Annotated in this window: 9 protein-coding genes; 1 reads left to right on the forward strand and 8 read right to left on the reverse strand. The window is 45.3% G+C overall.

Annotated features, from left to right (window positions below; translation table 11 throughout):
* The first annotated feature begins 147 nt into the window (after positions 1-147).
* Positions 148-1,524, forward strand: a complete 1,377-nt coding sequence (locus ELZ11_RS16120; protein ID WP_137358439.1) for a PhoH family protein — start codon at positions 148-150, stop codon at positions 1,522-1,524.
* Between the two features lie 71 nt (positions 1,525-1,595).
* Here ELZ11_RS16120 and tldD read toward each other — a convergent pair whose 3' ends face one another.
* The 8 genes from tldD to ELZ11_RS16160 form a co-directional block, all read right to left on the reverse strand.
* Positions 1,596-3,041, reverse strand: coding sequence for a metalloprotease TldD (gene tldD / locus ELZ11_RS16125; RefSeq protein ID WP_137358440.1), 1,446 nt, complete (start codon positions 3,039-3,041; stop codon positions 1,596-1,598).
* Positions 3,042-3,043: 2 nt separating this feature from the next.
* On the reverse strand, positions 3,044-3,874 hold the full coding sequence (locus ELZ11_RS16130) for a carbon-nitrogen hydrolase family protein (protein ID WP_137358441.1): 831 nt from the start codon (positions 3,872-3,874) through the stop codon (positions 3,044-3,046).
* A gap of 23 nt (positions 3,875-3,897) precedes the next feature.
* Entirely contained in the window at positions 3,898-7,770 is a 3,873-nt protein-coding gene (locus tag ELZ11_RS16135; RefSeq protein ID WP_137358442.1) for a YhdP family protein, read from the reverse strand.
* Between the two features lie 10 nt (positions 7,771-7,780).
* Positions 7,781-9,250, reverse strand: coding sequence for a ribonuclease G (rng, locus tag ELZ11_RS16140; protein WP_137358443.1), 1,470 nt, complete (start codon positions 9,248-9,250; stop codon positions 7,781-7,783).
* Between the two features lie 21 nt (positions 9,251-9,271).
* The gene (locus tag ELZ11_RS16145) at positions 9,272-9,838 is read right to left on the reverse strand and encodes a Maf family protein (protein WP_137358444.1); all 567 of its coding nucleotides are present in this window, start codon (positions 9,836-9,838) and stop codon (positions 9,272-9,274) included.
* Positions 9,839-9,843: 5 nt separating this feature from the next.
* Positions 9,844-10,332, reverse strand: coding sequence for a rod shape-determining protein MreD (mreD, locus tag ELZ11_RS16150; protein ID WP_137358445.1), 489 nt, complete (start codon positions 10,330-10,332; stop codon positions 9,844-9,846).
* The gene (gene mreC, locus ELZ11_RS16155; RefSeq protein WP_137358446.1) at positions 10,322-11,209 is read right to left on the reverse strand and encodes a rod shape-determining protein MreC; all 888 of its coding nucleotides are present in this window, start codon (positions 11,207-11,209) and stop codon (positions 10,322-10,324) included. The genes mreD and mreC overlap by 11 nt, the downstream gene beginning before the upstream one ends.
* Before the next feature lie 66 nt (positions 11,210-11,275).
* Positions 11,276-12,319 (reverse strand): rod shape-determining protein, encoded by a 1,044-nt coding sequence (locus ELZ11_RS16160; protein ID WP_004740843.1) that lies wholly within the window; start codon positions 12,317-12,319, stop codon positions 11,276-11,278.
* Positions 12,320-12,402 lie beyond the last annotated feature (83 nt).

The raw sequence follows: 12,402 nt of genomic DNA on the forward strand, positions 1-12,402 counted from the left end.
CAACTTAAAATACGCATCTGGTATCAATTGGGTTTGCAAGTATGTAGCTGAGTAACCTACCGAAATACCAACCTAAGTAGAATGCTCCGCTACCTCTGCTGGCAATAAATCAATGCTAGGCAAGCCGCACCGCGGCAAGGAGATGCTATGGGCGATACCGATCGGAAACTGTTTGTACTGGATACCAATATCCTACTTCATGAACCTTTCGCCATTTACTCATTTCAAGAGCACGACGTCGTCATTCCCATGACAGTGCTTGAAGAACTAGACCGAATCAAAGACAGCAAGCGTGATGTTGCTCGTGATGCACGTGTCGCGATTCGAGCCTTAGAAGACCTTTTCCATGATGCTACCCCTGATAAGATCTCAGAAGGCATCCCATTTTCTAAAGACATTGATGCCTCCGGCACTATTTCCATACTTGCGGATTACGAACTGCAAGAAACGGTAAAAGCGTTTGCAGACAAAGCAGGCGACAACCGTATTCTCAACGGTGTACTCCACCTCCAAAATAAACGTGCTCCACGTGAAGTCATACTCATTACCAAAGACATCAATATGCGCCTTCGTGCCAAAGGTGCCGGTGTGCGTTTTGTTGAGGATTATCAAACCGATCAACTGATCGATGATGTTCAATATCTAACCAAAGGATTTCAGCAACGTGAAGGTGAGTTCTGGCAAGATGTAGAGCAAGTCGAAAGCAAGGTGCTCGGAGGAAAAACATTCCACACAATAGACCGCGCGCCTTTTGAACCAACTTTCATCAACCAGTACGTGATCGATCAAGACAGTGATTTCGCAGGGCGAGTCGAAGAAATCACGCAAGATACCGTCACCCTTCGCGACCTCAGCCGCGAGCGAATGATGCATCGCAGAGCGTGGGATATCACCCCAAAAAACATCTATCAAGGCATGGCAATGGATGCGCTGCTCGATCCTGATATCGACTTGGTGATCCTCACTGGTGCAGCGGGTAGTGGTAAAACTCTACTGGCGATGGCTGCGGCTCTTGAGCAAACCATAGAACGTAGCATGTTCGATAAGATCATTGTGACGCGTAATACGCCAGACATTGGGGAATCTATCGGCTTCTTGCCCGGCACCGAGGAAGAAAAAATGCTGCCGTGGTTAGCGGCCGTGACCGATACTCTGGAAGCCTTACACAAAAATGATCATTGCACTGAGGGATCCTTAAAATACATTTGTGACAAAGCCAACATTCAATTTAAATCGATCAACTTCATGCGTGGACGTTCCATTCAAAACGCCTTTGTGTTGCTCGACGAATGTCAGAACCTGACGGCTTCACAAATAAAAACCATCATCACTCGTTGTGGCGAAGGCACTAAGATTGTGTGTTCGGGTAACCTGGCGCAAATCGACTCTCCTTACCTCACACCTGTGACATCCGGCCTCACCTATATGGTTGAGCGTTTCAAAAACTTCGAAGGCAGTGCCAATATTCACCTCAATGGTGTGGTTCGTAGTCGATTGGCCGAATTCGCCGAAGAAAACATGTAACCTTTTTAGAAAACGCAATAAAAAAGCGCCTCCAGTTGGAAGCGCTTTTTACTATCAATTTAAAGCCAGAGTTACTCTGTGCCACCAACCGTTAGCGAATCCAGTTTAAGCGTTGGTTGACCAACACCTACAGGAACACTTTGTCCCGCTTTACCACATACGCCTACACCGCGATCAATGCTCAAGTCGTTACCGACCATCGATACTTGCTGCATCGCCTCAATACCCGAGCCGATCAGCGTCGCACCTTTAACCGGATGAGTAATCTTACCGTTTTCAATCATGTACGCTTCAGAGGCTGAGAATACAAACTTACCCGATGTGATATCTACCTGACCACCACCAAAGTTAGGCGCGTAGATACCCTTTTCAACGGTAGCAATGATCTCTTCAGGTGTGTGCTCGCCTGGAAGCATATAAGTATTCGTCATACGTGGCATCGGTAAGTGCGCGTAGGATTCACGACGGCCATTACCCGTTGGTGCAACGCCCATCAAGCGAGCGTTCAGCTTATCTTGCATGTAGCCCTTCAGCACACCATTTTCGATAAGTGTGTTGTATTGACCGTTCACACCTTCATCATCCACATTCAAAGAGCCGCGAAGATCTTTCAATGTACCGTCATCCACAATCGTACATAGGCTCGACGTCACTTGCTCGCCAACCTTGCCAGAAAATACCGACGACTCTTTACGGTTAAAGTCACCTTCTAGCCCGTGACCTACTGCTTCGTGCAATAGTACACCCGGCCAGCCAGAACCCAATACCACCGGCATAGCGCCAGCTGGAGCCGCTACCGCTTCTAGATTCACAAGCGCTTGACGAATCGCTTCATCGGCAAACTGATACGCGATCTGAGTACCGTTATCATCACTCAAAAAGAAGTCGTAGCCAAAACGGCCACCACCACCAGCGCTGCCGCGCTCACGACGATCACCTTTTTGTGCTAGAACACTGATCGACAAACGAACCAGCGGGCGAATATCGCCAGCATAAGTGCCATCTGTCGCAGCAACTAACATCTGTTCATGCACACCGCTGAGGCTAACTGACACTTCCTGAACCATTGGTTCTTTAGTGCGAATATAGGCATCCAACGCTTTAAGCAATTCAGTTTTCTGCTGTTTTTCCCAACTTGCAAGTGGGTTAACCGCATCATAATAAGCTTGATTTTGATTGCGTTTAAACGCTTGTACTTTACCGTTCTTACCTTGCTGAGCGATACCACGAGCAGCAATCGCACTTTGCTTCAAACCTTCTAACTGAATTTGGTCTGAGTATGCAAAACCGGTTTTCTCACCCGTTACTGCGCGAACGCCCACACCACAATCGATGTTAAATGAACCGTCTTTGATTATGCTGTCTTCTAGCACTAGCGATTCATGCCAACTAGATTGGAAATAGATATCAGCGTAATCAATTTGACGCGTAGCAATACTCGCTAAAGTATCAGCAATATCTTGCTCAGTTAACCCTGTCGGTTTTAGTAATGCATCTTCAATCTGATTAATGCTCATATCTAGCTCTTATAATTAATTTGAAAGTGATTATCGAAGCGAGTGTGTCGTTCGATTGGCATGTTTTGCCTAACTTGTTCGTTTACAGCCAGATCAACATCCGCAACCAAAGTGCCTGCTTGTTGATCTAGCTGAGTAATAATTCTTCCCCATGGATCAACCACCATAGAGTGGCCCCATGTTTCTCGACCACACGGATGTACTCCGGCTTGTCCTACGGCCACCACCCAAGATTGAGTTTCAATGGCTCGGCTTCGTAATAAGGTCTCCCAATGTGCTGCACCTGTCACCGCAGTAAATGCAGCCGGGACGAGCATCACTTGTGCGCCATCTCGCACCAATTGAGAATATAAATGCGGAAAACGCACATCATAACAAATACTCAGTCCAAGATGAGCAAAAGGCGTTTCAACAGTCACGACTTTATTGCCTGGCGTAAAAGTGTCCGATTCTCGGTAGCGTTTATGACCATCCGCGACGTCGACATCAAACATATGCAGCTTATCGTAATGCGCCACAAGAGAACCATAATCATCAAACACTAAACTTGTAGTCGTAACTCCCCGTTCCGTTTGAATAGGCATACTACCAATGATGAGCCATATTCGGTGATTTTTGGCGATAGCTGCCAGCTGTTTCTGGATCTCACCATTACCAAGCGCTTCAGCATATTGATGATAATCAGCTCGGCTACCAAACACGAGCGCGTTTTCTGGGGTAACCACCCATTGCACGCCTTGAGTAGCTAGCTCTTCTGCTCTTTGTGCTATCCAGGCCAGATTGATTTTCGGATCAGGCCCAGATGTCATCTGTATTATGCCAACACGTCCCATGTGCGTTGCTTCCCTTACGTTGTTTACTGAGCTTCTTTCCTTAGCTTCTCAGGTAACTTAAACTCTCCTCGGCTACGAGAAAGTTCTTTCACCGTCGGCGAATCCAGTGGGCCTTTCACCTCATAATTAACTTGAGTAAAGACTTCAACCACAGGTGAAATCACCGTCGTAATGGCCAGAACATACAAAGCAGTTTGAGGGGTAACCGCAAACGCTGTGAGTACCGGAATTCCCGAGGTAATATCTGGAGTAAAGTTAACTTCCGCATCCACTAATCGCGTATTCAAATCAGCTAAGCCGCTGATTTTCATTTCACCCGCTACGGCGTCCATATAAATATCATTGGTGACAAAGACGCCATCTGCAATTTCACCGCTGCCCGTTATCGAATTAAAAGCCATACCTTTATCGAAAACATCTGAGAAATCGAGCTGCATCTTACGAATGATGGAATCTAAACTGAATAAGCCAAGTAGACGCGCAGCACCGCTTACATCGGAAATGATTCCTTTGCCGAATTTGGTTTTTGCAGAACCATCTAGCGTTGTGGTATCAATTCCCCAAGGAGAACCATCCCATGTCGCCTGAGCTTGAAGCTCAAACGGCGCTTTTTGAATCCCCGATGTCACCCCAAAGCGCTCCATCAAATCAGTGTTATTGTCGCCCTTCACATCGATATCGAGTTTGGATTGGCTAACGTCACCATCCAGCTTCCACCAGCCGCTCATATCCAGCTCGGTACTACCACTACGAACTTGAATATTTTTCCATTCTAAACGATCACCTTGACGCTGAAGGTCAACGTTCACTTTACCCACTTTATAACCTTGTAGCCAAAAGTCATCGATCAACAAAGTAATGTTTGGTAACCCTTCATGGATAGAACGATCAAAATCCGAAATCAAAGGTGCACTCTGATCTTTAACCTTTAACAGTGGCTCTGGATCTTTCTGTTCACTCCATTCAGGGACAAAGATGTGCAGCCTTTCTAAAGATACGGTTAAGTCATAAGGGGCAAGATAATTGATGTCCCCTTCCACCTCTTGGCTAGAAACCTCCATTTGCCACGCAAGGTTCTTTTTACGCGCACTCAGGTCGACATCATTCCATTTGATTCCTGCCAAAGTAACTTCTTTACTTTGCAGCGTCACTCGACTTGGCATTGGAATTTCAGGCGTATTCATTTGGCTTAACACAGCATCCGACGTGTCTGCTGGCGCCTTAAAAAATTTAGCCCATTCATCCACATTAAAAGTATCGGTTCTAACTAAAGCATGGTGCCCTGCGACAGGACTGATTTTAAAACCGCCTCTTCCCAGTACTAAGTTAGTTGCCGTTAATACAGGCGTATCACCTGTAATATCAATTTCGGCTTGGTATTTCGTATTAGGCAGTTGAACTCGTGCGGTAATTGACTCTTGGTTCCCTGACGCTTGTAGCCTAGCGGAACCTTTTTCTTGGCTCTGCTTCGTTAAAGGGTAAGGATACTCACTCGCGATAAATTTCAGATCCGACTGTAGATCCAGTTGATAGGTAAAGCCTATGTCATTCAACTGTATGTCAATGCCAGCTTGCCAAGGTGCATGGCCTGAAACCGGATCGAGCCAGCGTTCACCGATGTACGGAACCAAAGGCTCAACATCCCAATCTCCAAGTACATCGATTCCAACAGCATAGCCTAAGCCGTCGTTTTCCCCTTTGAAATCAACGGAAATGGCTTGCTCTAATAACTCTGCGGCTAGACCATTCGCTGTCACTACATCGTTATCAAATTCAATGCGACCCGTAACGTTCTCCAGCGTCATCGGCGGCGCTTCAATTTCCACATGATTCCCAAGTAAATCAGCATAGCCCCACGCTCTTGGTTCAATGTCTGGATTAAATGGTATATTCAATTGAAATTGAGAATTCACAGTGCCGCTCACCTGCAGCGCAGTTAGTGCTGCACCGACAGAATCTACCAGCGGCGTCGAAGTCATGTAATCACGTACTGCATTACCAGAAGCAACCGCAGTCGCTTCAATTTCGATATGACCATCAGACGCAAGATCAGGAATGCGACCAGTAATACGTTTACCAGTCACATCCATCAACTGTGCCGAGCGAGAGTCGAGATGCATGGCTTCATTTTCAAAGAGTAAATCAAGCTGCAAATCGGTTATTGGTGGCCAAGCTGTATCAAAACTGAACTTCGCGTCTTCTAAACCAACCCACACTTGGAAAATACCGTCATTATTCTTATATGGGAATTGCGCAAGTTCACCATGCCACAGTAATTTTACCGTTTCGGCACGACCTGCTTGAATCGCCGTTGAAAGGTAGTCGGTTAAGTCTTGCCCTAATGCTAATGTGGGTAGGTAGCGCCATGTTTCACCAGCATTGTAGGCGTCCGCTTCGCCATAGAAAGACAAGAACGCATTTCCCTCTTTAGGAAAATCTAACCTAAAGGCACCTAGCACTTGCAAATCCGGTGTTGCCGCGGTGACTTTGTCTGACCATAAACGCCAGCCGTTTTCGTCACTTTGCCAAACGATGTCAACTAGACCTTGTTTGATGTTCAGCGGCGCTTGAAACACTTCACCATAAGGGAAGACATCGTCAATGACAGACACCGTCGCTTTTGCTTCGTTGACGGTGCCAGAAACCGAGCCAGAAACATGATGGAAACCAGGCAGTAAATCCCATTGCTGCATCGAAGCTTGCGAAATATCTGCGGAATATCTCAGGCTTTCAATCCCTTCCCCCATCGATACTCTAATATCTTCAATCAAACCGCCAGGATTCAAAGTAGTCAGCATATCGCTTGAACTTGCCGATTCTGGCAGTAACTTCACTAACGGAGTCAGTGCGTTAATATCAAGCTGAGAGACATTGAGTTGCCAAAAATCAGATTGCCAGTTGAAAGCGATGTCTAGTTCTGGCCATTCAATATCGTCAGTGCGCAAGTTAAGTGAGTGACCATTCACTTGCCATCCATTATCGACAGGAGAAAGCCTAAACACTCCCGACTCAACAATCAGATCGTGCTGCGTACCTTCTATCCAGGATAACTCTGATGGTAATAGTTCTACATACGCGTCAACCGGCTTACTATTTTGTAACGTAATCCAGCTATTTAAGCTTACATTTCCGGTTTCAATTCCCGACTCTGTTTGTATATAACGGGTTAACCAAGGCTTGACGGACACTTGTTCGGCGCTGATGTAGAACTCTCCTGTCACATCCGCTAATGAACCATTATCGACAAAGTTAGCACTTACTGACAAAGAGTTAAGGTCGGCATCCGCAACGCTCAACACCCCTTCAGCTAAATGATGGCGGCCTGAATTACGCCACTTTAAATGCTCAATATCCAATTCCCGCTCTTCTCCAGAGATCGCGGTATATATGATCTGCGAGTCTTTAAGAGTGAAATCAATAAGAGTTCTAAGTAGCAAATTGTCGAGCTCAGTGACTATGTTAGAAGCGGTTTTTTCTTCAGATTCCGAAGCTGGTTTAGGGTTGGCGCCTAAAATATCCACAGAGCGCACATCGAGATGTAACTGATTCATAGTGAGATCAGTGACGACAGGGCGCAGCGTGAGTATTGATTGAATCAAATCAAATTCAACCTCTAAGCGCTCGACAGCAAAATGAACATCTTGGTTACGAGGAAAGTTAGCTTTAACACCTTGAAGTGCTATTGAAGGATGAGTGTTACGCCAGAAGCCACTCACATCATTGATCGTAAACTCGAGACCTGAACGGTCATTAACCCAAGTTTCAATTTCCGATTGGTATTTATTTAGATTAGGTAAAGCAACGCGTAAGGTTGTTACCGCTACAGCTAAGATCACCAAAGCTGTAACGACTAACCATAAACACGCTCGCAGTAAGCGAATAACACTAGGGCTCACAAAACATCCATTACATCATGACAACGTCAAACTGTTCCTGAATATAAAGAGGCTCAGCTTGAATCTTCACTTGCTTACCAATGAAGACTTCTAGCTCTGCTAATGCGTGAGACTCATCACCTTCTAAAGTTTCAGCAACGGCAGGCGACGCGTAAACAACAAATTTATCAGCGTCATACGCACGATTTACTCGTGTGATCTCACGAAGTATTTCATAACAGACGGTTTCCACCGTTTTGACGCTACCGCGACCTTCACACGTAGGACAGCTTGAACACAAAATATGTTCAATACTTTCACGGGTACGCTTACGGGTCATCTCTACTAAGCCTAGCTGAGTAAAGCCGTTAATATTGGTTTTTACGCGATCTTTATCTAACGCAGCTTCTAATGAAGTGAGTACACGCTTACGATGTTCTTCTGAAATCATATCGATAAAATCGATAATGATGATCCCACCAAGATTGCGCAGACGAAGCTGGCGGGCAATCGCCTGAGTCGCTTCGACGTTGGTATTGAAAATCGTCTCTTCGAGATTACGACGGCCAACAAACGCCCCGGTGTTGATATCGACCGTTGTCATCGCTTCTGTCTGATCGATAATGAGATAGCCACCCGATTTGAGCTCAACTTTACGATCAAGAGAACGCTGAATCTCGTTCTCGGTGTCGTACATATCGAAAATAGGTTTATCGCCTTCATACAGCTCTAACTTGCTGGTTAGCTCTGGTACATATTCCGACGTAAATTCTTTTAAATTCTCAAATTCTTGGCGTGAGTCGACTTGAATCTTGCTAAGTTCGGTACCAACAAAGTCACGAAGAATGCGCTGCGCTAACCCTAGCTCTCCATACAAGCGAGAACGTGCTTTGTGCTTACCGCGGCGCTCTAATACTTTTAACCATAAGCGCTTCAAAAATGCAGCATCTTGAGAAAGTTCGTGCTCGTCAGCCCCTTCCGCGGCAGTTCGAATAATGAAGCCACCATGCTCATCACAGTAGTGAGACACTACTTTCTTTAGACGATTACGTTCCGATTCACTTTCGATTCGCTGTGATACGCCGACATGACTTGCACCAGGCATAAAGACTAGATAACGAGAAGGGAGGGTAATATCAGTCGTTAGACGTGCACCTTTAGTACCAAGCGGATCTTTCACCACCTGGACAACGATATCTTGGCCTTGACGCACCAACTCTGAAATATCGCGAACTTGGAATTGTTTCTTTTCGTTTTCGGCAACACATTCAGTATGAGGAACAATATCTGACGCGTGTAAAAAAGCCGCTTTTTCTAAGCCAATGTCGACAAATGCCGCCTGCATTCCTGGAAGCACTCGACTGACTCGACCTTTATATATATTTCCAACTAGACCACGTCGAGCATCACGCTCTATGTGTATTTCTTGAAGGACTCCACCTTCAATCATGGCCACACGAGTTTCACTCGGGGTCACGTTCAACAGCAACTCTGCACTCATTAGCGCACCTCAAAAATTAATCTATAAGAATTCGTGCAAGAGCTGGTCAGTTTCAAATAAAGGCAAACCTACTACAGAGTGAAAACTACCTTCGATTCGGGTGACGAAACGTCCCCCTAACCCTTGAATGCCATAACTACCAGCCTTGTCGCATGGTTCCCCTGATAACCAATATTGTTCTATTTCTTTTTCACTTAGGGGCTTAAACCATACATCAGTCGTTACTACGACTGTTCGCTGATTTTGTTCAGAGACTACCGACACTGCGGTCATCACTTGATGCTGTGCATCAGATAATTGATTCAGCATTCTTCTACAGTCTTGGTAATCTCTTGGTTTTTCCATGACTTGATCATCAATGACCACCACGGTATCAGAGCCAATTACAATCGAACCTTTTTCAGCCAATGCCAACCCCGCATTTGCTTTATCCAGAGCTAGTCGTTGAACATACTCTTGAGCAGGTTCTTGTTCTTGTTTTACCTCTTCCACATCCGTAACGATCACGGAAAACGAGTAGCCAAGTTGCTCAAGCAACTCTTTACGACGCGGAGAACCAGAGGCCAATACCAATTTTTTGTCAGTCATTTTTGTTACCTAACATGCCAATGTCGACGAACTCGTCTCATTAACAAAAACATCCACGGCCAAAGTATACAGTTAATCAAAGCACTCCAAAGAGATAATGGATTGAATACAACGTCCTGGATCAAATATTCACCAAAGAATATCAACACTTCAAACAATATAGTGAGAGCGGCAATGATCATCGCTTGCTGCCATAACGCCATATTTCGAATCACAAGGAAATTCAAAGCGATAATATAAATAACGATCGACATCATCATGCCACGGATGCCAAGCGTTGAGCCGATCAACAGATCCCACAACAAACCTAAAATCAATGCAGACCCCACGTTCACTCGATGCGGTAGTGCTAACACCCAATAACAGGTGACGAGTAACAACCATGATGGGCGCAGTAAATCTAAGCTGCCAGGCCATGGAATAGTTTGCAGAATCAAAGCAATTAGGAATGAGCAACCAATGGCTAACTTACTTCTCAAAACACTATTGGCCATCATTACCCTCGATTAATACTTGATTTACGTTTGCTTCATCTGCTTGCTTCTGGCGGTCTTCATTTGGCCAGATCAGCAGTAAATAACGTAGGCGATCAAACTCCACAACTGGTGTCGCTTTGATTGCCGCAAATTCACGTTGAGGGTCGTAATTCACCGACTTGACGTAAGCAACTGGGTAGCCTTCAGGATAAATGCCCCCTAAACCAGAGGTCACCAGTAAATCTTCTTCTTGGATATCAGTACTGGTCGGGATGTGCTCTAGCTGAATTTCGTCAACTTTACCGTTACCTGAAGCTATAACTCGAATATCATTACGGATCACTTGAACTGGAATGGCATTATTGGCATCGGTCAGTAGCAATACTCGGCTGTTATGCGCAGCAACAAAAGTCACTTGACCAACTATACCCTTCTCATTGATGACAGGTTGTCCTTCATACACTCCATCAATCTGACCTTTATCAATAACCACCTGATGGCGATAAGGCGACGTATCAACGGCCATTACTTCAGTTACGACCTTCTTCTCATCTCGGATAAATGGAGAGCCTAGTAATTTACGTAAGCGTTGGTTTTCTTCACGATACTGATCCAACAAAATCATGTCGCTTTTAAGACGCAACACTTCGCGCTTCAATACATAGTTAGAATCAATAAGACCTTTACGAGTGTTAAAGCGGTCATACACCCCATCAAACATGCTACGAGGCAAATTGGCAGCATATTGAATAGGCGCAACCATACTGTTGAGTAAGTAACGCACACTAGAGAAAGCATCTAAACGACTATCAGCCAGCATAAGGCTGGCTGATAATGTTACTGCAAAAAATAGGCGCAATTGTAGAGAAGGGCCTCTACCAAAAATTGGCTTCATTCTATATTTGGTCCTAGAAACTAGGTCCTAGGCCCTAGATTGTATCTAGAACCTAACCCTGGATTATTATTCTTCGCTAAATAGATCGCCACCGTGCATGTCGATCATTTCAAGAGCTTTACCACCACCCAGAGCTACACACGTTAGAGGCTCTTCGGCTACGACAACAGGGATACCTGTTTCTTCCGTAAGCAGGCGATCAAGATCTTTCAGTAATGCGCCACCACCAGTCAGCACCATACCGTTTTCTGAAATATCAGAAGCCAGCTCTGGCGGACACTGTTCAAGCGCGACCATTACAGCAGAAACAATGCCAGATAAAGGTTCTTGCAATGCTTCAAGAATTTCATTTGAGTTCAAGCTAAAGCTACGAGGAACACCTTCAGCAAGGTTACGACCACGTACTTCAATTTCTTCTACTTCATCACCAGGGTAAGCAGAACCAATTTCGTGTTTGATCTTCTCAGCTGTCGCTTCACCAATCAAGCTACCGTAATTACGACGTACATAGTTAATGATCGCTTCATCAAAACGGTCACCACCGATACGTACTGAAGATGAGTAAACCACACCATTGAGTGAGATAACCGCCACTTCCGTTGTACCACCACCGATATCAACAACCATAGAACCTGTTGGCTCTGAAACGCGTAAGCCTGCACCAATTGCCGCAGCCATTGGTTCATCAATTAGGTAAACCTCACGAGCACCCGCACCTAGTGCAGACTCACGAATTGCACGGCGTTCTACTTGTGTTGAGCCACAAGGAACACAAACCAAAACACGCGGGCTTGGTTTTAAAACGCTGTTGTCATGCACTTGCTTAATGAAGTGCTGAAGCATTTTTTCAGTTACGTAGAAATCTGCAATAACGCCGTCTTTCATTGGACGGATTGCTGAAATATTACCAGGTGTACGACCTAGCATTTGTTTAGCAGCATGACCGACAGCAGCTACGCTTTTAGCGGAACCTACACGATCTTGACGAATAGCGACAACAGAAGGCTCATCAAGAACGATGCCTTGGCCTTTAACATAAATAAGGGTATTGGCAGTACCTAAATCAATCGATAGGTCGTTTGAAAACATGCCACGAAGTTTTTTAAACATATTCTTCGCTCATCCTGCAAGAATTAGAAGACAAAAATTGCACTAAATGTACCAATGCCTTGCTGTAACGGCAAGGCATTGAA

This window comes from Vibrio profundi, from assembly GCF_005281835.1.
GTDB lineage: Bacteria > Pseudomonadota > Gammaproteobacteria > Enterobacterales > Vibrionaceae > Vibrio > Vibrio profundi.

Excerpts from the sequence above, each read along its gene's own strand:
- ELZ11_RS16120 (WP_137358439.1), top strand. The coding sequence starts at position 148 with ATGGGCGATACCGATCGGAAACTGTTTGTACTGGATACCAATATCCTA.
- tldD (WP_137358440.1), bottom strand. The coding sequence starts at position 3,041 with ATGAGCATTAATCAGATTGAAGATGCATTACTAAAACCGACAGGGTTA.
- ELZ11_RS16130 (WP_137358441.1), bottom strand. The coding sequence starts at position 3,874 with ATGGGACGTGTTGGCATAATACAGATGACATCTGGGCCTGATCCGAAA.
- rng (WP_137358443.1), bottom strand. The coding sequence starts at position 9,250 with ATGAGTGCAGAGTTGCTGTTGAACGTGACCCCGAGTGAAACTCGTGTG.
- ELZ11_RS16145 (WP_137358444.1), bottom strand. The coding sequence starts at position 9,838 with ATGACTGACAAAAAATTGGTATTGGCCTCTGGTTCTCCGCGTCGTAAA.
- mreD (WP_137358445.1), bottom strand. The coding sequence starts at position 10,332 with ATGGCCAATAGTGTTTTGAGAAGTAAGTTAGCCATTGGTTGCTCATTC.
- mreC (WP_137358446.1), bottom strand. The coding sequence starts at position 11,209 with ATGAAGCCAATTTTTGGTAGAGGCCCTTCTCTACAATTGCGCCTATTT.
- ELZ11_RS16160 (WP_004740843.1), bottom strand. The coding sequence starts at position 12,319 with ATGTTTAAAAAACTTCGTGGCATGTTTTCAAACGACCTATCGATTGAT.